The organism is Ulvibacterium sp. (genome assembly GCF_965228935.1).
Taxonomy (GTDB): domain Bacteria; phylum Bacteroidota; class Bacteroidia; order Flavobacteriales; family Flavobacteriaceae; genus Ulvibacterium.
Genome location: NZ_OZ245846.1, coordinates 1,627,190 through 1,650,025 on the forward strand (window position 1 = coordinate 1,627,190; position 22,836 = coordinate 1,650,025).

The following is a 22,836-nucleotide window of genomic DNA, read 5'->3' on the forward strand; positions in this document are numbered from 1 at the left end:
TATTTTAAGGGGGACGTTATTGTATTCCTAATAATTGGACCGGTTTTGGAACAGACCTTTAAAAATAAATCAAAATTTCAATATTGAAGTGTAAAATACGTGGAGAGCGTACAATTAACCTTATTTTTGCGGCCTTAAATTCATAAGGTTTGAAGAAATACCTCAATCTTTTCGACTTTTCACAGGAAGTAAATTATAAGACGGAGATTCTTTCCGGTCTCACCGTAGCCTTGGCTTTGGTGCCCGAGGCCATAGCCTTTGCCTTGATTGCCGGCCTTTCTCCGTTAACAGGCTTGTATGCAGCATTTGTGATGGGCTTGGTCACCTCAATTCTGGGAGGTCGTCCAGGAATGATTTCCGGGGCTACCGGGGCCGTAGCCGTTGTAATCGTTTCTTTGGCCAAGGACTTTGGTGTAGAATATGTTTTTGCCACGGTAATATTGGCGGGCCTTCTTCAAATGGCAGCGGGATTCCTTCGATTGGGTAAATTGATGCGTTTGGTACCCCATCCCGTTATTTTTGGTTTCGTAAACGGTTTGGCCATCATCATCTTCATGTCCCAGTTGGTGCAGTTCCAGGACGCGGAAGGCCACTGGCTTACCGGCACCCCGCTGTACATTTTGTTAGGCTTGGTATTGCTGACCATGTTTATCATTTGGGGCCTTCCAAGGCTAAGTAAAGTAGTACCATCCTCCTTAGTCGCTATTCTCACCATTTTTGGTATCGTGGTCTTCTTTGATATCGACACCCGAACCATTGGGGATATCGCTTCCATTAAAGGGGGCTTTCCCCCTTTCCATATTCCGGAGATTCCATTTTCGTTTGAGACTTTGCAAATTATTTTTCCCTATGCCGCCGTCGTGGCCGGAGTGGGATTGATCGAGAGTCTATTGACCTTGAATATTGTTGACGAGATTACCGAAACCCGTGGTCGGGGCAATAAAGAAGCCGTGGCGCAGGGAACTGCCAATATCCTTTCCGGATTTTTTTCTGGGATGGGCGGGTGTGCTATGATCGGGCAAAGTTTGATCAACACCTCTAACGGGGCCAGGGCAAGACTTTCTGGGATTGTGGCGGCTGTAATGCTGTTGGTATTTATTATGTTCGGGGCCGGACTCATTGAACGGGTTCCAATGGCCGCCTTAACGGGACTTATGATCATGGTCGCCCTTGGTACTTTTGAATGGGCCAGTCTACGTACTTTCCGCCGTATGCCGCAATCGGACGTCTTGGTGATGGTACTGGTTACCCTGGTTACCGTTTTCCTCCATAACCTGGCCTTGGCGGTATTGGTAGGAGTCATTATTTCGGCCCTGGTCTTTGCATGGGACAATGCCAAACGTATTCGTGCACGAAAATATGTAGATGATGAAGGGGTAAAACATTATGAAATCTATGGGCCCTTATTCTTTGGTTCTACCACACTGTTTGCCTCAAAATTTGATGTCCTCAATGATCCCAATGAAGTAATTATCGATTTTAGGGAAAGTCGGGTAGTGGACATGTCCGCTATTGAAGCCTTGAACAAGATTACGGAGCGGTATCAAAAGGTGGGCAAAAAGGTTCACTTGCGGCATTTGAGCAAGGACTGTATCCGTTTGCTGAAAAATGCGGACGATATTATCGAAGTAAACGTTTTGGAAGATCCTACCTATAAAGTAGTGGCGGATAAAGTTTAATAAAAACAATTGAAGACAGCAAGTATGGAAATAATAAGGGAACCATTAACTCTCTTTTTTTGTAGAGCTTATCGTCTTTTGTGATATGCCATAACCACCGGCCCATCCTACCCAGGTTTTTAAGGAAATCTGCTTTTGTAAGGACTTGAACTTTAGGTCCGTCCCATTTTCTAAACTAATCGTCAGGTCTTTCATAGCGCATCGTTTTGAAGCGGTTCATTTGTTATATGACGATTCAATCTGATGAAACAGGACAGAATTTTTTAAAAAACCTATATTTTTTTGGATTCCAAAAAAGATTAGGAAGAACCTGGAAATAAAGGAAAGTCCATTTCAAACTAGATTAGTATCGATGCTCAGGGCAATTTTTGTTATTATGTTCTAGAAGAAGAACAACCCTTGTATTAGGGTGATTTTTCGGAAATCCAGTCGTTATTCCCTAATGGAGAGATCGGAATAAAACGTATTCCCATCCACTACCAAGGTGGTCAGCTCTACGGTATGTCCGTCGGGGTCTTTGGTATAGATGGAATAAAAATAGTGATGGTCCTGAAATTCGTATTTCAGCCCTAATGAGTCATATTTCTTTTTGGCCTTTTCAAAATTGCTACGGGTAACATTAAAGGCAAAATGATCTATTTTAACATTTTTTGAATTCGCATCAAGGGGTTCATGGTCTTCATTGGCCGGGAATAGGGCGATACCGGATTTATGGGCTAGCATAAAAATGGGGAACGGCCCCCACTCCGAAAGTTGGTACCGTTTTAATCCCAATACTTTTTCATACCAATCCGCAGAAACATTAATATCCTTGACCCGTATGGCAACATGATCTAAAAATTCAATGTTGAAATCCATTTTGCGAACAAATTAAAGGTTAAGACCAAATATAAAACATGCCAATAGGTATCGCCAAAAAGCTATCCTTAACATGCGGGAGGTTTTCCAAGAAAAGGAAATACAAATTGGGTTGGACATAAATATATTTTTTACTCGAGCCATTGCCGATTTTTACTCTGTTATCCTTTTTTGAACCACCCCGTTTTTTATTACCATATGTATTTCCAAGGTGTTTTTTATGGAGTCCAAGGGGTTTTTATCCAATAGGACCATATTTGCAATTTTACCCGTTTCAATAGACCCAAGCTTATCCGCAGCCTTCATCATAGTTGCGGCATTTAAGGTTCCCATTTTAAGGATATCCATTGGATCCATACCCCCCATTTCAAGAAGCTGCATTTCCTCATGCAAACTATAACCGGGCAGGATAAAGTCATTTCCGGTGTCCGTGCCCAATACCATATTGACACCGTTCTTATAGAGTTCTTGGATATCCTCTACCTGAAATGCCATTACATCCCGTAGTTCAATGTTATCCCTCTTCATATAATCCTGTAGATCCATAAGATAGCTTTCAGCACGGAATACAAAGCCAGGATTTTCCATTGCCAAAAAATAATCCTTATCATAAACCTCCTGTATTTTCTGTTCTTCTATCCATTCTGGATGTAGGGGATACAAGAAACTCTTATCCAGCATTAAAGTAGTCACCCAAGAGATGCTGTCACCATATATTTTGTTCACGAGATCATCATCTCTTTGAAAGTCCAGATCTACTCCCGTAAAATGGACAATATTCCGGATATTGGCATCCATGGCCATTTGGAGTTCAACATTGTCACTGACGTGTACAAATACTTCCAAACCATTTTTGTCCGCTTCCTTTTGCACTTTATTGATAAATTCCTGGGGCATCCGTTCTACCAGGGGAGGGTGAGGGCCATCCTCAATTGTAAGCTTTATACCTAAAATAGGTTGTTGCGCTACCCTTTCCACCAATCGTTCAATCTGTAAAGTGTCCCGAAGAAAGAAAACCGTCTTCCTTTCCTGCCACATACTGGACCCATAGGTTTTTACGGGATGTCTCCCTTCCATGGTAAAATGTTGACTCGTATGAAATACCTTGGGAGCGGGCAAGGAATCCTGATTTCCTATATTTCGCATTTCCTCATAATAACTATCGGTACACAGACCGCCTCCGGTAATAAATATGGAGGTCACCCCAAAATGGATAAATCTTGGAAAATCCCTTTCATAAGATGAGGTATGTACATGACAATCAAATAAACCGGGGATCAGGAATTTTCCGGTACCATCAATGACATGGGTTTTTTGACCAAGCTCGTCAGTATCAATAGCCACGATTCTATTTCCCTTGATGCGGATGTTTACATTTTCTTGAAGCCCAGCCCCGGTTCCGTCTATGAGATTCACCTTGGAAATAACCAAATCAAACTCAGAATCCTCCTCTGATGAACATGACAAAAGGAGAAGAAGGGTTGCGAAAAATACATTTTTCATATTGGCGGTAATGGATGGCTTACAACTAATTCCAAGTGCCTTAAATATACAATAGATCTTTCTGCTGTGGAGTTGCCTATACTTTTAAGTATTTACCTTGACTTATTAACAGTATGGTTTAAGATAAAGTCCAAAATGGGTTTGGGGTCTTCCAAACTATGGGGATGATGACCTACACCTTCTTTTCGGATCAATTCAATTTTCCCTCCTGCTTTCTCAAAATTCTTGACCAATGGTTCCGTATTTTCGAAATGGGGAACTATCTCATCCGCGTCCCCAAAAACATGTAGCGCCGGGACTTGGGCTTGGGCAAGCTTCACGCAGTTATCTATTGGATTACCCTTAAAATCCATGACCGATTTCTCATCCAAACCATGGACCTGTAAACAGGTTTCCCAATCTTTGGGACTTCCTACTCCCGTTAACAGATCCCCTGGCCAACTTTTGATATCACAAACAGGCGCATCGGCATAAATGCAAGCTACCTTTTCGGTATTCTTGGACGCCCAATTGTAAACGATCAATCCGCCCCTACTTAACCCTTCCAAAACTACTTTTGGGTTTAGGTCGTACTTTTTTGTGATAAAGGCATAATAGTCGTTCCATAAGCGAACGGCTTCCTTATTCCCGAATAAATCGGCCACATCAATATAGGCAAGGTGGAAACCCTTTTCCAATAATGCCTTGTCCACTTGGGGTTCAACACCCCAAAACCTGGCCCTCCAGATCCAGAAACCATCCTCATTTTTTGTATGGGGAAACACGATTTTTGCTTTGTGTCCCTGGAACGAAAACTCTTCGATTTCATATTCGGTAAATACTTTATACTCTCTACACGAGCTTAAACTTAAGACTAAAAAAATGCCGGGGAGCAACCGTGGTACTTTCATTTTTAGGAACTATTTGGGTTTTGTTTGATTTTCCTCATAGCCGGTTGTTGTGTTCGGCTTTTTCTTTCTTGTACAAAAATACCAAGTCCCTATAACTCGGATTTTCGATTAGGCCGTGACTTGAAAATCCATTTTTTTCCGCCACTTTAATGGAAGCCAAGTTATTTTGCGTTATCAAGGCCGTAACAACAGAGGCCTCTTCAGATTCAAAAATGAAATGTGTCAGCCCATGCATAACTTCGGTTGCCAGTCCTTTTCCCCAATTTTTTGGGAGAAAAGCATAAAAAATCTCTACCTCTCCATTTTCCCATGGATTAAGTCCCGTTACGCCTAAGAATTCGGTATTGTTTTTGTCCTCGATCGCATAGGCCAATAAGGGAGTTTCCGAGTCGTATAATTTCAAGGTCATTTCCAATAAGCTTGCCGCACCTTGTACGGTCTTCATCTCATCCGTAAAAGCCATGTTGTCCGTAACCTGTCCATCACATAATAGTGTCGCAAGATTCTCCTTATCGGTTGGGAGGAGCCTCCTTATTTTTGTTCTTGGTGTTACTATGCTTTTAAAGGCCTTCATGGGGTTTGTTTTTCTTTAGCGGTACAAGGTCGGAAAACCAGAAACCCATGGAATGGCCTGCATCACAAGAATCTTGCTCCTTGGGTCTTTTGTATTCCTTATATACTTTTTCACCTAACGCGAACTCCACTGGATTTGTAAAAATAGGTCCATCAAAACAAAAGGTGTGAAATTCACCATTTTCTCCACAGGGGTCAACATTTGATGGCAGGTCCTTGAGGAAGTTTTCATCAATTTCACGGCCCGCAAAGGAAACATCCAACAACTCGGCATTTATGGCGATGATTACGGCCTTAAAACCTAAATCCAAAAATTCAGTTATCATTTCCTTGGTATTTCTCTGCCAAAGCGGAAAACAACATTGAATGTCATAAGGTCTTAATTTGGTTTCCCTATAAATCCTTAGGTCTTCCAAAAAAATATCGCCAAAGCCGCAATGCGTATACCCTTCGGAATAGAGTTTTAGTATTGCACGTTCCATTTCGGTGTCGTAAACTTCCATAGTTGGTTCTTCCGGTAGCTCTATGGTATTAAGGGGGAGACCAATTTCCTTAACTTGTTCTAGCAACAATTCCCTTCTGAGTCCATGCATGGAAACCCGGTCGTGATGACTATTTACGGTCGTAAGCAATCTATCGATATGATAATTTTCACTCTTTTGGAGGTGGTACAATGCCAATGAAGCATCCTTTCCGCTACTCCAGTTAAAATAGGTTTTTGGTTTTTTCATTACAATACAACTCGTAAAAAGACAGCGTACGCCGGAATCTAGCCGTAAACCAGGTCGCCTAAAATTACGAGGAACGGGTCATATAAAAAAACAAGTATTTTGTAACGAAACTATTCCATTATCCTGGTTTTTTATGATGCGTCCGTAGGCAATACGTCTAGGAACTTAAAGTTAACATTTGCAAAAAAAATAGGGCAATATCTTTACGCTAGGTTCACTTGCACTTAAGACATGGCAATTACATTTAGGAGGTAAAAGATTTCATATTTAATCAAAATTACTTTCAACATGAAAACCCATAAACTATTACCCAGAACAAAGTTTCTTTGTCTTTTTTCCTTAATTTTTATTATCTCTTGTATTAAGGACGACTTTATAGGCCATCCGGGAGGAGGGGATGATGATATTAAAGTGCGATTTGCAAGTTACAATGCCTCCTTGAATCGATCTAATGAAGGAGAACTGATTTCGGATCTGTCTACACCGGATAATGTACAGGCCAAATTGGTGGCAGAAGTTATACAGCGACAATATCCGGATGTTGTTGCCCTGCTGGAGTTCGATTATGATCCAAATGGCGAAGCACTTGACCTCTTTCAAAAAAATTACTTGGGGATAAGCCAAAACGGTGCGGATGTGGTTACTTATGAATATGCCTATTCCGTGTCATCCAATACAGGGGTTTTGGCCGAGGTGGATTTGGATGGGAATGGTGAGGTTTCCATTCCCGGGGATACCTATGGATTTGGATTCTTTCCTGGCCAGTTTGCGTTTGCGATACTATCCAAATATAAAATCCAGAAAGAGAATATCCGCACATTTCAACAATTTCTATGGAAAGATATGCCGGAGGCCTTGTTACCGGTAAATGAGGACAATAGTTCATACTACTCTGAAGAGGCCTTGGAAGTGTTTCGGCTATCCTCCAAAAATCATGTGGATATACCTATTGAAGTTACCGAAAACAAAGTTGTCCATGCCTTGATTGCGCATCCCACCCCACCGGTATTCGATGGGCCCGAGGATCGCAACGGTACAAGGAACCATGATGAAATACGGTTCATTAGTGATTACATCAATGACGAGGGCTACATTTATGACGATAATGGATTTACCGGAGGGTTGGCCTATGGATCGCATTTTGTGGTGATGGGGGATATGAATGCGGATACCTTTGACGGGGATGCCACGAACGACCCCATTGGCATATTTGAAAGCAATCCCAAAATAAACCAGAGCGTACTTACGGGGAACAGGGTCCCTTCTAGTGATGGAGGTACTGAGGCCAGTATGGTACAAGGGGAGATAAATGACGCCCATATCGGGGATCCTGCCAATGATACGGCAGATTTCGGGGACTCAAATCCTGGGAACCTGCGCGTGGACTATGTGCTCCCATCGGCAAACTTGAAAGTTGTGGATTCCGGTGTGTTTTGGCCTACCGAGGCGGATACGCAGAATGGATTAAATGCTGCCTCCGACCATAAATTGGTTTGGGTGGATTTGGAACTTTAACTTGCAGTCCTACCAAGGGCTAAAAATATAAAAGCCTGATACAATTTCGTATCAGGCTTTTTTTCTTTTAGTATATATCAATTTCTATAGAAGAAGCTATTTCAAAATACTCTTGACTAGTTTAGGTTTCTTCGGTTTTGGAATTGACATAACCGCCAGACCATCCCAGCCAATATTTTAGCAGAATGTCTTTACGTATGCCGTGATTCTTTTCCGCCGCGATTTTTTTCTTATCGAAAACCGATGCACCCTCTTTCATAACGAACTGCTTTAATTGGTCTATCAATTATAAAGACGTGCACGACCTGGATAAAATGATAATATTTTGTTAAAAAAAGATTCGGCTTTCTTAAAACTATTTTGTGGAGAGTTCTAGTCCTTTATGCTTGCTTCTATCTGTGTTGCAATCTTCACGATTTTCGGCCTGCGATTTGATTCTGCATTATCCCATTTAAGCGAAGACACAAAAAATGCCGCTATCCCAAGAAGATTTAGAGATAACGGCAAGATTAATTTTTGGGAGATGCTTTCTTTACAATGTTCTCAAATACTCGGCGACGGCACGGGTTTCGTCCTCGGTCAAATTTTGATTTAACATTATGGCATTGTTGTATTCCTTTAGAAGTGCCTTGGCAATGGGATCCTCCTTGAGCATTACATCCGGGTTAATGATCATGTTCATAACCCATGCCGGACTTCGTCTTTCATATACCCCTTTAAGTGCAGGACCGATCATACGTTGTTCGGCCATATGGCAGGCTACGCAGATAGAACTATACTTAGCTTCTCCGGCACTCGCCAATTCTGCATCGACTTCATTGGGGAAAGTGATATCCTTAAAGGGACCGACACCATCATTGTCCATATCCACGGGAACGCCCTCGGATGTATCCGCGGCCTTCTCTTCCGTCTTGGAACGTTTCATTTCAAAACCTCCGCTTTCTTCTTTTTTTTCCTTTCCTCCACAACCAATGACAAGGCCTCCCAAGGCCAAAAACAAGAGCACTTTTTTCATGTATACCAATTTTTTAAGCCGAACCCATTTCGGCACCTGTTACTTTAGGGCTACTAATATATGAAATAGCGAGGCTTAAATGATCTCTTCAACAAATTTTATTGCTCTTGTTTCATTATGATAAATATTTGTGGGGTCATAAAAACCAACATGCCCACCATATTTTGGAACCTCTAAATAGAGATTGGGATTTTCCTTGGCTTCTTTATAAGGGAAACACTCCGGTCCCAAAAAGGAGTCGTTTCGAGCATTGATCAATAATACGGGAATTTTGATATTTGGGAGGAATTGAAGGCAACTACATTTTGCATAGTAATCCAGGGCATCGGTAAATCCATGTGCCCTACTGGTGTAAATATCATCAAAATCCTTCAACGTCTTGATTCTCCTGATATCCTCATTGGAAATCTTATCAGGAAAAAGAGGAAGCTTTAACTTCAACTTGTCCGTTAAATGTCTTCTGAAACGCTCGGCATAGAGATAGTTCTTGGGTTTCAATAACTCTTTAAGGGAACTGTACAGGTCACAGGGCGCGGAAACACCGATTACCGCCTTGATTTCTTTCGGGATTCCATTCCTTTCGCCAACATATTTCAAGGCCAAATTACCCCCAAGACTTACCCCTTTGATGTAAATTTCAGAGTATTTTTGCAAACGCAGAATATGTTGTACTACGGCATCTAGATCTTCGGTAGACCCGGAATGGTAGGAACGGTACATCCTATTGGTCTCCCCGCTACATCCTCTAAAATTTACGGCACAGGCATCATAGCCATATTGGTTAAAATGCTTGGCGCTTCCAGTGATATAAGGTCTTTGGCCATGACCTTCCAGACCATGTAAAAGGATGACAACCCTATTGGAGGTCTTGCTGGCGTAGCTCCAATCCAGATCCAAGAAATCACCATCCCACAATTCCAATCGTTCACGTTCTTGCATCAATCCGTTTACCTTGCGGATCAATCCTGAATAAATAGTGGAAAAGTGGCCGCTTTTGAATAAAAAGGGCGGATTATAGTTGGACGATACAAAAGGCATTAATAAAGAATATTATCCTTGGGCTGTACTTTTTGAGGCAAATCCTTTTCATCCAACATGTCCCGCAAGTCTATTTCAATGGTTCGGCAAAGCGCGGTCATGGGTACATCATTGATACGCCCCTCAAAAGGATCCTCACTATTACTGCCTACCTTTTCCATGGTAGTAAAAATCCATGAGATCAAAACGGAGAACGGAATCATAAAACCCAAAAAAAGTTGTTGTTGCAAATCTGTCCGTATTTCCTTGATTTCACCCTCAAAAATAGAAAGCAGGCCAAAGGGAAGCAACAGCACAAAAATCCAGGTAAACAAGGTACTGAAATAAGCATACTGCCTTGGGAAGGGGGTATTCTTAATGCGCTCGCACCTTCCTTGCAAGTTGTACAGTTCCTCCAAGGTGTTATGGAAGACCAATTTATCGAACTCCGTGATTTTCCCTTCCTTTAGTAATTGTTTTAAGTGTAGTCCCTGATTCTTTATGAGATGGGTCGCCACATTTTTCCGATTTTCCAATTCCTCATCCTCTTCCGGGCTTAAAAAATCATCCAAAATAGAGCATACCGGATTTCGTTCCCCGTGTCGCTCGAATAATTTCTCAACGGATTTATTCTCTTTTAGGGAGAAACTTGTTGGCTGTCGCAATTGGATTCGTAGAGCATTGATCCAGGCGATATGTCTATAGATAAGGACACGTTTGGTCTCATGGTGGTCCTCAACAAAACTCAATACATTATTGGCCCATGTACGTGAATAGTTAACGATACCTCCCCAGATTTTTCGCGCCTCCCAAAAACGATCATAGCTTTGGCTGTTCTTAAAACCGATATAGAAGGCCACGGCAACGCCGATGACCGTCAAAGGTTGAAAAGGGATATCCAAGTGTCTCCACCCCAAATAATAGTAGGCGGAAAAAATGAGAGCTGCCCATAAGGTAAAGAAAATCACATTTTTCCAAGCATACCTTAGAATTATACCCCAGCTAATATTTCGTTTAATATACATTTTGGTCTAGATTAAGAGGTGAAAGTGTATTTCCTGCACAGGTCTGGAAGAACATATCACCTAAAAGTACTTAAAACTTTCATAATCGATATGAACTTAAAATAGGATTATGAAGTTTGTTGTATTTTTAGGTCATGGCACTTCGATTTAAGAAATGTGAGCATGTACAAGCGGTGGAAACGATAAGGAAACCACGAAGTTATGAGTGCGAGGAATGTGTAAAGACGGGCGATACCTGGGTCCATTTACGTACCTGTCAGAGCTGTGGAGTTACTTTATGTTGTGATAGTTCGCCCAACAAGCATGCGAGCAAGCACGCCCTTTCGCATGAACATCCGGTAATCATTTCGGCAGAGCCCAATGAAAGATGGATGTGGTGTTATGTCCATAAGCAGATTTCCAGATATTGAAGATTCTGGAGCGACCATCAATTTCGTAAGACCAAAGCGTATCCGATATCTGTTAAAACGATTTATGGCAAGAGCCGTCTTTGAGAAAAAGAAACCGCAATCCCTGAAAACCGGTATCCCGGATTTCCTTACTGGCGGGAGTTTTGCGCTGTAGAATCCATTGACGGGAGCACCTTATTTGGGATAGGTTTCCAGAATTTTGATTTGTTCGGCAATAGCCGATTTAAACTCCGTCTTTAGGGTATCTACCAATTCCGATACCGGAAGGGAATTGTTTATGGTGGCAACACCTTGTCCTGCGGACCATATCGTTTTCCAGGCCTTGGCCTCGGTATCCAATTCCTTTCCAAAATTTATTTTGGTGTCCTTTTTCAAATCGGCTTCACTGATACCCGCAGCCTTTAAACTGGCACCCAGAAAATTGGCATGTACCCCGGAAATGGCAGCGGTATAGACCACATCACTAGCCCCGGCCTCAATAATCATTTGTTGGTAAGCTTCTGGGGCCTTACTTTCTTCGGCATTGATAAATCGAGTACCCATATAGGCCAAGTCCGCTCCCATTTGCAGTGCGGAGGCAATATCCCTCCCTGTACTAATGCAACCGGATAGAACCACGGTCCCGTGGAAAAATGCCTTGATTTCGGCCACCAGGGTCATAGGATTTATGGTGCCGGCGTGGCCTCCGGCACCTGCCGCTACCAATATGAGTCCATCAACTCCGGCTTGGGCGGCCTTTTCCCCATGTCGCTTTTTGATGATGTCATGGAAAACCAATCCACCATAACTATGTACGGCATCCACAACTTGGCTTACGGCACCTAATGACGTAATAATCAAAGGAACCTGGTGCTTTATGCAAAGCTTTAGATCGGCCTCCAATCTGGGATTGGTCGGGTGTACGATGAGGTTAACACCAAAAGGGGCAGGTTTTTTACCGGTTTCTTCCTCAAACTTTTGGAGCTCCGATTTTATTTCCAGCAGCCATTCCTCAAAACCTTCGCTGGTTCTTTGGTTGAGTGCCGGGAAAGTGCCAACGATTCCATTTTTGCAACACTCGATGACCAATTTAGGGCCCGATATTAAAAACATTGGGGCCGCTATGACAGGTAGGGAAAGCTTATGGAAAAAATCGGGTTTCAATGACATGAGGCCGGAGTTTTGGCGGTTGCCCTTAAAACTACGTTCAATTCCGCTGATATGCAAAAGCGAGCGGCAAACTCATAAAGTTGTGCAAAAAGGAGAGGGTGTTCCCATGCATGTGATTACATTTAGGGGACATCCAAGAATTTCGAAGCATGCAAAAAAGAAGGGAGTTTCTAAAAAAATCAGGGCTATTTCTCGGAGGGGTCGGCATAGTACCGCAGTACGCCTTTACATTACATCCGAAAAAGAATAAATTGGGCGTATGTTTGGTAGGGTTGGGAAACTACAGTTCCACCATATTGGCCCCGGCCTTACAACTCACCGAACATTGCCGGCTCACCGGAATCGTTACCGGTAGTCCCGAAAAAATTCCGGTCTGGCAAAAACGCTATGATATTCCCGATAAGAATGTGTACAATTATCAAAATATGGATCGTATTGCGGATAACCCGGATATCGATGTTATCTATATCGTATTGCCTACGGGATTACATGCCGAATACGCCATAAAAGCGGCCAATACGGGAAAGCATGTCTGGTGCGAAAAACCGATGGCAAAAACGGCCCCGGAATGCCAGTCGATTATTGAGGCCTGTACAAAAAATAAGGTAAAGCTGTCCATAGGATATCGCATGCAACATGAACCCAATACGCAACAAGTCATACAATGGGCCAAGACCAAACCGTTCGGCGATATTAAAAAAGTAAAGGCCGAAGTAGGCTTCAATATCGTTAATCCCCCGGATACTTGGCGTATGGATGCCGAGCTGGGAGGTGGCCTGCTCTATGATGTTGGGGTCTATGTGATAAACGCTATGCGTTATACCACGGGAATGGAACCTATTTCTGTACAAGGGCACCATGAGAATAGTCGACCGGAGGTCTATAAGGAAGTACCGGAAACGAGTGTTTTTGAGATTGATTTCCCGAACGGGATCAAGGCCAATGGACAAACTACGGCATCAAGGAGTATCAATATCCTACGGGCCGACTGTGAAAAAGGGTGGTATAAACTACAACCTTTTCAAGCCTATAGGGGCGTAAAGGGCAGGGCCAGTGATGGCACGCTCTTGGATACCTATATTGAGAATCAACAGGCCCGCCAGATGGACGACGATGCCCTGGCCATTTTAAACAACACCCCTGTACTTGTCCCTGGAGCGGATGGTATGAAGGACATTGTTATTGTAGAGGCCATCAACGAATCGGCCCGAACCGGAAAATCTGTAAAGCTGGCGTAATGACAATCTGTGTTTTGCGGAACGGGATTACTATGTATTATCTTGACTTGTTGTCCTAATGAATAGAGTTACTTGAATGACACCTTTTGTAACTTGGCTTTAGTACCGGGCGCCTATGTTTTTGATACGAATACGACACTTTTTCTATACGTTTCAACCTTAAGCTTACAAAATTAGGAATAGGCCTCATAATACGAATATCTAGACCTGCACTAAAATAGTATTGCATTTAAATCGTTAAGGATAGTTGTATGACATTCATCATATATCCACGAGTTTACAATGACTACTATAAAAACAGGTATGTTGCATAAGTTTTACATAGTTTTGGTAACTATCTCCATTTCTTTGTTTAGCTGCAGTAAGGATAACGATTCTTCCCAATTCATAAGCCGAAATTTTAAAATGGGATTTACTACTTGGAGTTTTGGTCCCGATCAACAGGATGTGGATGACACCTATTCCTTTATTGAAAACAATTCCGACATTTACGCTGAACATATTGATAACAAAATTCCCTGGAATGCTTGGATCAACGATGCACCTTTACCCTCGGAATTCACGAATGAAATATCCGGCAGGGTAAATAAGAAAATAGAAGGCAATCAACTATTGCTTTCCGTTAGTCTTTTCAATTCAAATAGAGATGAGATAGCCGAAGATTTTGACGGTGCCATACCATCGTATATAAACCTGGATGACATTGAAATTGAAGAGGCCTATTTTAAACACATCAACTATTTAATTGATCGACTTGAACCTGATTTTTTGGTAATTGCCATTGAAGTCAATGAATTTAGATTACGGGCCGAAAGTAAATGGAACTCCTATAAAATCCTGATTCAGAATGTAAAATCAAGAATTAAGGAACTCTACCCGAACTTACCGATTTCGGAATCCATATCGCTTCACAACTTATATGAACCCGATGTTACCGACCCGACAAATTATATCAATGAGATAACTAGTTATATGAATCAAATGGATTTTGCAGCGATCAGTTTTTACCCATTCTTCAAAAACCAGCATGCAAAATCCGAATTTCAGGAAACGTTTGACTTTCTACATCAAAACATCAATAGACCTATTGCATTTGTTGAAAGTAGTCATATTGCGGAAAATCTAATTGTTCCTAATTTAAGTCTATCGATCAATGGAAATGAAACCGAACAAAATAGCTATTTGGAAACCTTACTTTTGAATGCCCAGGAACAAAATTATGAGTTTATCATTTGGTGGGCGCATCGGGACTTTGATGAACTTTGGGAAACATTTCCGGACGAGTTAAAAGACCTGGGTCAATTATGGAGAGATTCCGGTCTATTGGATGAAAATGGCAATCAACGATTATCTATGTCAACTTGGAGTGAAAATTTAAATAAATAACCATTGCCAACGACGAAAGAGGTTAATCGCTGTTGCATGCCTATTTACGAAAATCCGTGCCTGTTTTCTATTTAGTTTGTGTTTGCTAAAGCATTTACCTCACATACGCAACCCAATGTATACAAATCGTTGACAATAATTTCCCCATAATCCTTCAGCCTATATTTTACGAAACAACTTAGGTTCAAGAATTCCTTTTACGGGAATCATAGTATTAGAATGATCACTATTCTTGTTCGCTGCTTTTTTGGGATTGTAACAAGCCGATTTGTTGTCCCTGTTTTACGTTTAAAGCACTGAAAGCCCCTTTTTGGAAAATAAGGAGAACGGTAGAACCACCATAGGCAAAATGCCCTACTTTGTCTCCCTTATAAATTTTCACGGGGCTTGTGTCGTCAACCTGTTTTAAACGGTCTTCAAATACTACGGAACCTATGGTCTGCAAACCTATGGGAACCATACCAATATATCCAAATTGTTCGGTCTTTATGATTAGATAGCCGTGCCTGAAATTTTCGAAAACGCTATAATCCTTGTTGTAGGCCACATTCCCGTTATTTATGATATCCGGAATATCGGGCATCCCAAAGAGCCTGTCCCCGACTTCTTCCCGAGCCTCGACCACAATGCCCGTTGTGGGAGCATGGTAATGATGATAGTTGTCCGGCTTTAGGAATACCGCCAGTGCGGTCCCTCCCACAAATTTTTCGGCATATTTCGAATCTTGCAACAGTGCGTTGAGGTTGAGGGTCATACGACCTTTTGTTGGGATTTGCGTCTGCAACTTAAGATCATTATTGATCATATTAATGACACCGTCCGCGGGGGATACCAAAACAGCATTGTTGTCAAAGGCCTCGATTTTACGAGCTCCCGGCTTTAATTCACGTGTAAAGAAATCGTTGAAGGACTTAAATCCTTCCAAGGGCATTACAAAATCATCGTGGCTTATGGATTTGTCTTCCAGCCATGTGTTAATGATCTTTGCGGACTTGGGGCTGTCCATATACTTTCCCCTTTCCTCAATGAATTTTAGGGCCCAGCTATAACCGGGCTCGTCCAAAATGAACTTCATCCCATAAGGATTGCGGTAATACAGCATGGAAAATTCAATGATTTTGTCCAGGCCGTTTTTGGTATTTGGAAGAAAATAGAACCATTCGTTCAAGAACTCATATAGGTCTTCGATATCTTTGCCCTTCCATGGATTTGGTGTTCCATCGGGCATATCCTGTAGGTTGCCGAACATGTCCTCTATGACGTTCCGGAAAGATGCATTCGAAGTATACAATTCCTTCAAATCCGCGACAGGGATACAATCATTCTGTGAACGCAAGGAAACGGTACACAAAGAAAGGGTAAGCATACAAATAAAAACTCTAGCTTTCATAACAGGTTGTTTTAGTTGTGGAACGGTACTACTTAGTTTGCTACGTATTTTGTAGCAAATCTACACAAAACGTATCACACATCCTAAAAGTGCCAAGCTTTTTGGAGTGAACGTTTCGAGCGACTCTTTAAAAATATCATTTAACAATTGCAATTGTCCTGTAACGCGCATGTGGCCTTCATATGCATCGGAAGGAATATGTAACCAAGGGTTTTTCATTGTTCCTCAAAGATTTTATACATACCGGGACTACTATCTTTCCTTTTATAGTATCCCAATTTTTGATAGAACCCTTGGGAGTCTTCGGCGGCCATAAGCCCTACAAATGCATAGGTTTCAAATCTCCTTATAAGATATTGTTCAATATTTTGCATAATGAGTCGTCCAATGCCCTTTCCTTTGTATTCGGGCCTAACAATGACATCTTGAATATAGAAATAAATGGCACCATCCCCTATAACCCTGCCCATTCCTATCAGGGTATCTTCCTCATACACGGAGACCGAGTATAAATCGTTACTAAGGGCCCGCTTTACCTGATGATCCGGTAACGATTTCCATAAAGTGGTATTTCGAAGGGATTGATATTCCGGAACGGTCAAATGGTTTGTCTTTGTGGTATAGGTCTGCATTTGAAAAATACGTTAAATGAAAAGAAGGGGGAAGTATGATTGGCAAGCTACTACTTTTTTTGTAGGTTCGCTACAAAATATGTAGTAATATGAAAATACCTACCCCAGGTAAACCCGTAAGAGGATCAAAAACTGGACAACCCATTATGGCCTTGTTGGATTTATTGGGCCGTAACTGGGCAATGGGCATCATTTGGCATTTGTATCAGGGGCCAAGCACATTTAGAAGGCTTCAGGAGTATTGCGAGTCCATTTCCCCAACCACTTTGAACAAACGCCTAAAGGAGTTACGCGAATCTTATCTGATTGAAAGGACGTTGGACGGATACGCCCTAACCCTACATGGCAAGGAGTTATATGAGCTGATAGAACCTCTGGGCGGCTGGGCCAGGCATACCTGGGCCAAAAACTTTGAGGACAGGGGTAATTGAAATATTTCTTTTCTCTTAAGTAGGTGAGACCTCAAAGAATAGTATTACCCGGTATTGATCTTTCATTTAGGTTATGTTCCGATTGATAGGTCAGTCCCAAAGCCTATGGATTTGATCGGGGCAACCTTAGGGCACCTAGGGTTCTTATCCCTGAGAAGTGCTTACCAAAACTTATTGTCCAGCATGGATATTAAAGACATACCTGCTGCAGCTCCCGAAATAAAGACATTCCAATCACGATGTTTCACTCCAATGACATTGAGAAAGAGAAAGGCAACACCCACAACAAAAAATACGACCAATAGTTGTCCAAGTTCAATTCCCAGATTAAAGCCCAACAAGGGTATCACAATATCGGAAGGATCCATTATCAGTGCCCTGAAATAGTTGGAAAAATCCATGCCGTGGACGAACCCGAAGAATAATGCCATACTATAGTTTCGACCCATTCTTGAGGACTTTTCAGTGGGGTTTGTACCCAGTACATTGTGGAGGGCGGTTAGGAATATAGTAGCTGGTATAAGAAATTTGATAATGTTGGAAGGGATGGTGATAATTTCCAAGGATACGAGGGCCAGGGTAACGCTATGACCTATCGTAAAAGCGGTCACCAAAATGAGAATGTTTTTCCATTGTTGGATTCGGTAGACGGCACAGAGTACTACAAGGAAGAGTATGTGATCATAGCCGGCCAGGTTTGAAATATGTTCAAATCCCAGCTTTAAGTAAAATTCAAACGGATGCATATCAGAATTTCAATTGATGGACGGATGTTTTTTTGTTGAGCATCAAACTTTTGGATTCTCCGTTGACATGGACGTAGATGATATTGTTTTGATCAAAGAACAAATCCGTGAAAACGGCATTCTTGATTTCCAAGGATGTTAATGGCGATGGTTGTCGATGCTCAAAGCAGACCCACAAGGCCGTGTTCTCTCCCTCACCACTTAATTTTTTACCTTTTATTTTCAGGTCTACCATTTTTCTATTCGCCTTGACATAGAAAAATTGGTTTACATAGTCCATCAGCATTTTATTCGCCTTTGCCGATTCATTGGGTTGGCAAAAAGCAAGTTCCTTGCTGTATGGATCAAAGACGATAGCTTCGTTGACATCCGTTAAGAACAGCTTTAGGTTAATGCTCAAGATTTGTTTGCTGGAGGTATACTCTATTTCGCATAACGACAACCTTAAGGGGTGATTCACAGCCGAAACGGACAGTCCCAAAGTTAGTATCATACATAGCAATTTCAACACTGCCTTAGAATTTATGGCTTAGGAAATTTCTTCGGACTGTATCCGTTTTGCAACCTCCTGGACTTCTTTGAAGACGCGAATCAAATTTCCACCCCAGATTTTTCGAATCTGTTCTTCGGTATACCCACGTCTTACCAGTTCAATGGTGATGTTCATCACTTCACTGGCATCAAAAACCCCTTCGATTCCACCGCCTCCGTCGAAATCACAACCAATCCCCACATGATCGATTCCTGCTACCTTGATGATGTGATCAATATGATCTACCACATGTTTTACTGTTGCAGGAGGAGGGGGATACCTTTCATTGAGTTCCTGGATGGATTGCCGCATCGCGTTTCGTTCTTCGTGGGTCATTTCCTCAACAGGTTTCATGCCGTCACGGAGTGCTGCTACCGCCGAGTCCAACCTCCTATCCGGTGGGGCTTCCCGTAGATAGTCGGCCAACATGGTAAGTTGTACAACGCCTCCGTTTTTCGCCATTAACCTCAACATGTCATCGGTCATATTGCGTGGGTGATCGGTTACGGATCGGGCGTTGGAGTGACTGGCAATTATCGGTGCCTTGGACATGGAAATTGCATCGTAAAATACGCTGTCGTTGCCATGGGAAACATCTACCATGATGCCTAGGCGATTCATCTCCCGGACTACCGCGCTTCCAAATGCACTAATACCACCATGCTCGGATCCATTCGAATCGGTAGCGGAATCCGCCAAATCATTGTTTGATGAATGTACCAAGGTGATATAGCGTACCCCCCTATCAAAATAAAGTTCAACATTGGAAAGCTCCTTCCCTATCGGGTAACCATTTTCTATACCAATGTAGATTGCACGCTTACCGGCCTTTTCCACAGTGTAGGCATCTTCGGGGTTGAGGGCCAACCCAACGATGTCCGAATTTTTTTCGGTAGAAGCCACGATTGAATCTATCATTTGGAGGCATAGGGTCTTGGCCCGGGTATTACCTTTGTCATCACGGATATCCTGTGCAACAAAGGCGGCAAAAAAGATGGCATCCAACCCACCTTCGATCATCCGTGGATAATCGACCTTTGAGCCTGTTTCCCGGGGGTCATGTCGTTTCGCCATATCAAAACCCGGTTCGATCATACGCAAAGGCGTATCCGCATGGGTATCGAGGGTGAGCACACGCTTATGGATTTCAAGTGCTTTTTGTGTTAATTCCATTTCCTCCATTTTCGGATTGGTCGAAGCGGATTTTTCCTTACAGCCGCTTATTAGCAGTAACAAAAGGAAAAAAACGGGATAACTTTGAGAGGGCTTAAACATGTATTCCGGCTTAAATAATTGAGATTAGTTAAATGTACAATATTAAATGAATCAAGGGAAGCTTTGGTCATTGCCCCCTCGGGAGCTTCAAATTCTCGGAGACTTAGCGAAAGTGCTCGGAAGACAATTCTTGGATCAGCTTTTCCAACATTTCCATTCCCTTTTCCAATTGTTCATGGGTGATATACTCATCGGCCCTATGGGCTTGTGCAATAGACCCCGGCCCACAAATTGCAGTATGAAATCCTTCATTCGCAAACTGACCGGCTTCAGCGGCATAGGCAACCGTGTTCAGTTTTGAATTCCCCGTTAGTCTCTTGATCAAATCGACTACATCATCATCGGCTTTGGTATCCAGATGAGGTACGGGAGGATGGTTCTCAATGGTTTTTATTGAAAAATCCGAAAAGATTTTCCGTAGTTTTTCTTCCCGTTCGGCACAATAGGCTTCAAACTCATTGACAATGGCTACAATATCGTCCTTAGGAATGGTTCGTAAATCCCAATAAAAATAGGCCTTGTCGGCAATTACATTGGGGGCAATGCCGCCTTTGACCAAACCGACATGAATAGTTGAGTAGGGTGGTTGAAAACGGTCATCCAATCGCTGGTCGGCGATCAATCGGTTCATCTTGTTTTCGAGCCAAAGGATCAACCGCATTGATTCGTGAATGGCACTTACCTCTTGTTTTATGCGGCTACTATGGCCGGCAGAGCCATTGACATAGGTCTCCAGGATGTAAATGCCCTTTTGCCCAACGATAGGTTCCATCAAAGAGGGTTCTCCAATAATGGCATATTTGGGGGTTTCCCTGTAATGGGTCTTTATAGCTCGAGCCAATTCGGGTCCGGCCAAACAGCCCACCTCCTCGTCATAGGAAAAAGCAAAATATATTGGTTTTTTCAAGTTGGCCCTAACCATTTGGGGCAGCACGGCCAAACAACAGGCTACAAACCCTTTCATATCACAAGCCCCCCTGCCATACAGTTTTCCGTCACCCTTATCCGTAAGCTTAAAGGGATCGGTGGTCCATTCCTGACCTTCAACCGGAACTACATCCGTGTGGCCGGAAAGAATAACACCACCATCGATACTGGGCCCGATTCGACAATGTAATGAAGCTTTATCCCCCTTTTCATTGGGCAATAAAGTCACATCAACGCCATAAGATTCAATGTAATCCTTTATCCAATGAATAACGCTTAAATTGCTCTCACCTCCCAATACAGGAAATGAAACAAGCTTTTCAAGAATATGTTTAACGGTCATATCAGCTATAGTTTATGGCAACGGCAAAAATCAAGGCCAAAAAGGCGATAAAGAGTACGCTGATCAAAACGGGAAATATAAAGCGAATCCACCGATCAATGGGTACACGACACATACTGAGCATGGCGATAAGCCCCCCTAAGGTCGGGTTTACAAGGTTGGATATTCCATCACCTATCTGAAATGCCAGAATGCTAATTTGTCTGGTAAGGCCAAGGGATTCCCCTAAGGGAAGCATTACGGGCAAGGTGGCCAATGCCTGTCCACTTCCCGATGGGATAAAAAAGTTGATTGCACTTTGGGAGATCGACATGCAAATGGCCGAGGCGTACAGAGGTAAACCCTCTAACCAGATGGAGAGCTGATATGAAATGGTGTCGCCAATGTTTCCCATTTCCATAAGAACTTTAATGGATGTTGCATAGCCTACCATAAAGCCCCCGGGCGCAGACAGCGCAACGGCCCTCAATACGGTTTCGCTCATGTTCGTGGCACTCATTCTTGAGACCAAGCCGCAAAGAAGGGCAATGATCAGGAATACTGCCGAAAGCTCATTAATGTACCAATTCAAGTTGAAGACCCCGTATATAATAGTCAAAAGACCGGCGATAAATAGGGAAATGACCATCCAATTGTTTCCGCTCATTCGATATCCTTGTAGTGGTTTTGATAAGGTCAATTCGCTTGTATCAAGACCTCGACCAAGGCTTTTTTCCGGATTTATAGAGACCTTTTTGAAATATTTCACATTGTAAAAGGCCATAATACATAATGCCACAAGACAAAGTACGCTACGAAGTAAGGCTCCTGAAAACAAGGGAAGCTCGGCAATTTTATGACCGGTACCTACCGTGTATGGATTAATTGGCGATAACCCAAAGCCTATGGTCATTGCTCCGATCGAAATACCTGCCGCCAGAATTAAATCGCCGCCTAATGCCAAACTTAGCACTGCCGCTATGGGAACCATGGCAATATTGTTTTCATAACCCACGGCAAGACCAAGAAAACCATAAATAAATGTCATAATGACAATAATGAGGTGTTTGTGTTTTAGGCCCAAATTTTTTACAAGTGTACCAACGGCATTCTCAACAGCTTTTGATTTTTCCATAAAGCCAAACATGATGCCCCCCGCAAAAACGACAAAAATAATTTCTACCGCAGCCTTAAAGCCCAAAGGTATGGCTTTGAACATATCCAATAATCCAATAGGTGTGGCAGGAATGGTCTTATATGAATTGGGAACCACCGTACTTCGGCCGTCAACCAAAACCCGTTCGTAGGTTCCGGCGGGTAGTATATAGGTCATAAGGGTCACCAGGATAATTATACCAAACAACAAGGTTACGGCATGTGGTATACGATTAAAAAAAGATTGGTCTTTGGAATTCGATTTACTCATTTGTCTCTAAGGGACATCCATGAATTTTTCAGTTCGCGAATCAATTCATATGGAATTTTACTAGCTCGGTTCAATTTAAACTAAAATAGTCCCTACAAATCAAATCTGGGCATATATCATCAAATACATTCTCCTTTTTGTTATAAAATCAAAGGAAGAAGGGTGT

At 42.4% G+C, this 22,836-nt stretch carries 24 protein-coding genes; 6 read left to right on the forward strand and 18 right to left on the reverse strand.

Annotated elements, in window-relative coordinates; all coding sequences use genetic code 11:
- The first annotated feature begins 149 nt into the window (after nucleotides 1-149).
- Nucleotides 150-1,679: a SulP family inorganic anion transporter gene (locus tag ACO06Y_RS06700; protein WP_422083058.1), complete on the forward strand. Its 1,530-nt coding sequence runs from the start codon at nucleotides 150-152 to the stop codon at nucleotides 1,677-1,679.
- 45 nt (nucleotides 1,680-1,724) lie between these two features.
- Here the strand turns inward: ACO06Y_RS06700 and ACO06Y_RS06705 are convergent, their stop codons facing one another.
- From ACO06Y_RS06705 to ACO06Y_RS06730, 6 genes are all read right to left on the reverse strand, one after another.
- Complete coding sequence (locus ACO06Y_RS06705; RefSeq protein WP_422083059.1) at nucleotides 1,725-1,874, reverse strand: hypothetical protein; 150 nt, start codon at nucleotides 1,872-1,874, stop codon at nucleotides 1,725-1,727.
- A gap of 237 nt (nucleotides 1,875-2,111) precedes the next feature.
- The gene (locus ACO06Y_RS06710) at nucleotides 2,112-2,537 is read right to left on the reverse strand and encodes a VOC family protein (RefSeq protein WP_422083060.1); all 426 of its coding nucleotides are present in this window, start codon (nucleotides 2,535-2,537) and stop codon (nucleotides 2,112-2,114) included.
- 153 nt (nucleotides 2,538-2,690) lie between these two features.
- Nucleotides 2,691-4,040: an amidohydrolase family protein gene (locus ACO06Y_RS06715; RefSeq protein ID WP_422083061.1), complete on the reverse strand. Its 1,350-nt coding sequence runs from the start codon at nucleotides 4,038-4,040 to the stop codon at nucleotides 2,691-2,693.
- A 92-nt stretch (nucleotides 4,041-4,132) separates the two neighbouring features.
- On the reverse strand, nucleotides 4,133-4,930 hold the full coding sequence (locus ACO06Y_RS06720; protein WP_422083062.1) for an alpha/beta hydrolase family protein: 798 nt from the start codon (nucleotides 4,928-4,930) through the stop codon (nucleotides 4,133-4,135).
- Nucleotides 4,931-4,964: 34 nt separating this feature from the next.
- On the reverse strand, nucleotides 4,965-5,504 hold the full coding sequence (locus ACO06Y_RS06725; protein ID WP_422083063.1) for a GNAT family N-acetyltransferase: 540 nt from the start codon (nucleotides 5,502-5,504) through the stop codon (nucleotides 4,965-4,967).
- Entirely contained in the window at nucleotides 5,491-6,234 is a 744-nt protein-coding gene (locus ACO06Y_RS06730) for an ATP-binding protein (protein ID WP_422083064.1), read from the reverse strand. Before ACO06Y_RS06730 ends, ACO06Y_RS06725 begins: the two co-directional genes overlap by 14 nt.
- Nucleotides 6,235-6,522: 288 nt before the next feature.
- On the opposite strand from ACO06Y_RS06730, the gene ACO06Y_RS06735 reads away from it, so the two are divergent.
- The gene (locus ACO06Y_RS06735) at nucleotides 6,523-7,749 is read left to right on the forward strand and encodes an endonuclease/exonuclease/phosphatase family protein (RefSeq protein WP_422083065.1); all 1,227 of its coding nucleotides are present in this window, start codon (nucleotides 6,523-6,525) and stop codon (nucleotides 7,747-7,749) included.
- A 121-nt stretch (nucleotides 7,750-7,870) separates the two neighbouring features.
- Here the strand turns inward: ACO06Y_RS06735 and ACO06Y_RS06740 are convergent, their stop codons facing one another.
- From ACO06Y_RS06740 to ACO06Y_RS06755, 4 genes are all read right to left on the reverse strand, one after another.
- Nucleotides 7,871-8,008: a hypothetical protein gene (locus tag ACO06Y_RS06740; protein WP_422083066.1), complete on the reverse strand. Its 138-nt coding sequence runs from the start codon at nucleotides 8,006-8,008 to the stop codon at nucleotides 7,871-7,873.
- A gap of 273 nt (nucleotides 8,009-8,281) precedes the next feature.
- Nucleotides 8,282-8,764 (reverse strand): c-type cytochrome, encoded by a 483-nt coding sequence (locus ACO06Y_RS06745; protein WP_422083067.1) that lies wholly within the window; start codon nucleotides 8,762-8,764, stop codon nucleotides 8,282-8,284.
- Between the two features lie 75 nt (nucleotides 8,765-8,839).
- Entirely contained in the window at nucleotides 8,840-9,802 is a 963-nt protein-coding gene (locus tag ACO06Y_RS06750; RefSeq protein ID WP_422083068.1) for a YheT family hydrolase, read from the reverse strand.
- Entirely contained in the window at nucleotides 9,802-10,806 is a 1,005-nt protein-coding gene (locus ACO06Y_RS06755) for a bestrophin family protein (RefSeq protein WP_422083069.1), read from the reverse strand. Before ACO06Y_RS06755 ends, ACO06Y_RS06750 begins: the two co-directional genes overlap by 1 nt.
- Before the next feature lie 134 nt (nucleotides 10,807-10,940).
- On the opposite strand from ACO06Y_RS06755, the gene ACO06Y_RS06760 reads away from it, so the two are divergent.
- On the forward strand, nucleotides 10,941-11,216 hold the full coding sequence (locus ACO06Y_RS06760; RefSeq protein WP_422083070.1) for a UBP-type zinc finger domain-containing protein: 276 nt from the start codon (nucleotides 10,941-10,943) through the stop codon (nucleotides 11,214-11,216).
- Nucleotides 11,217-11,390: 174 nt separating this feature from the next.
- Here ACO06Y_RS06760 and ACO06Y_RS06765 read toward each other — a convergent pair whose 3' ends face one another.
- Nucleotides 11,391-12,365 (reverse strand): NAD(P)H-dependent flavin oxidoreductase, encoded by a 975-nt coding sequence (locus ACO06Y_RS06765; RefSeq protein ID WP_422083071.1) that lies wholly within the window; start codon nucleotides 12,363-12,365, stop codon nucleotides 11,391-11,393.
- Between the two features lie 149 nt (nucleotides 12,366-12,514).
- On the opposite strand from ACO06Y_RS06765, the gene ACO06Y_RS06770 reads away from it, so the two are divergent.
- Together ACO06Y_RS06770 and ACO06Y_RS06775 are read left to right on the forward strand one after the other, a co-directional pair.
- Nucleotides 12,515-13,603, forward strand: coding sequence for a Gfo/Idh/MocA family protein (locus tag ACO06Y_RS06770; RefSeq protein ID WP_422083072.1), 1,089 nt, complete (start codon nucleotides 12,515-12,517; stop codon nucleotides 13,601-13,603).
- A 303-nt stretch (nucleotides 13,604-13,906) separates the two neighbouring features.
- Entirely contained in the window at nucleotides 13,907-14,989 is a 1,083-nt protein-coding gene (locus tag ACO06Y_RS06775) for a hypothetical protein (protein WP_422083073.1), read from the forward strand.
- 226 nt (nucleotides 14,990-15,215) lie between these two features.
- Here ACO06Y_RS06775 and ACO06Y_RS06780 read toward each other — a convergent pair whose 3' ends face one another.
- Both ACO06Y_RS06780 and ACO06Y_RS06785 read right to left on the reverse strand, forming a co-directional pair.
- Nucleotides 15,216-16,379 carry a phosphatidylserine decarboxylase gene (locus tag ACO06Y_RS06780; protein WP_422083074.1) on the reverse strand — a complete coding sequence of 388 codons (1,164 nt, stop codon included), beginning with the start codon at nucleotides 16,377-16,379 and terminating at the stop codon, nucleotides 15,216-15,218.
- A 215-nt stretch (nucleotides 16,380-16,594) separates the two neighbouring features.
- A complete protein-coding gene (locus tag ACO06Y_RS06785) occupies nucleotides 16,595-17,011 on the reverse strand; it encodes a GNAT family N-acetyltransferase (protein ID WP_422083075.1) in 417 nt (138 codons plus the stop codon).
- Between the two features lie 89 nt (nucleotides 17,012-17,100).
- On the opposite strand from ACO06Y_RS06785, the gene ACO06Y_RS06790 reads away from it, so the two are divergent.
- The gene (locus ACO06Y_RS06790) at nucleotides 17,101-17,442 is read left to right on the forward strand and encodes a winged helix-turn-helix transcriptional regulator (protein ID WP_422083076.1); all 342 of its coding nucleotides are present in this window, start codon (nucleotides 17,101-17,103) and stop codon (nucleotides 17,440-17,442) included.
- Nucleotides 17,443-17,603: 161 nt separating this feature from the next.
- Here the strand turns inward: ACO06Y_RS06790 and ACO06Y_RS06795 are convergent, their stop codons facing one another.
- The 5 genes from ACO06Y_RS06795 to ACO06Y_RS06815 form a co-directional block, all read right to left on the reverse strand.
- Entirely contained in the window at nucleotides 17,604-18,188 is a 585-nt protein-coding gene (locus tag ACO06Y_RS06795; RefSeq protein WP_422083077.1) for a HupE/UreJ family protein, read from the reverse strand.
- A 1-nt stretch (nucleotide 18,189) separates the two neighbouring features.
- Nucleotides 18,190-18,681, reverse strand: a complete 492-nt coding sequence (locus tag ACO06Y_RS06800; RefSeq protein WP_422083078.1) for a DUF6702 family protein — start codon at nucleotides 18,679-18,681, stop codon at nucleotides 18,190-18,192.
- 36 nt (nucleotides 18,682-18,717) lie between these two features.
- Complete coding sequence (locus ACO06Y_RS06805) at nucleotides 18,718-19,893, reverse strand: dipeptidase (protein WP_422083079.1); 1,176 nt, start codon at nucleotides 19,891-19,893, stop codon at nucleotides 18,718-18,720.
- 205 nt (nucleotides 19,894-20,098) lie between these two features.
- Nucleotides 20,099-21,265, reverse strand: a complete 1,167-nt coding sequence (gene argE / locus ACO06Y_RS06810) for an acetylornithine deacetylase (protein ID WP_422083080.1) — start codon at nucleotides 21,263-21,265, stop codon at nucleotides 20,099-20,101.
- Between the two features lies 1 nt (nucleotide 21,266).
- Nucleotides 21,267-22,670: a YfcC family protein gene (locus ACO06Y_RS06815; protein WP_422083081.1), complete on the reverse strand. Its 1,404-nt coding sequence runs from the start codon at nucleotides 22,668-22,670 to the stop codon at nucleotides 21,267-21,269.
- Between the last annotated feature and the right edge of the window lie 166 nt (nucleotides 22,671-22,836).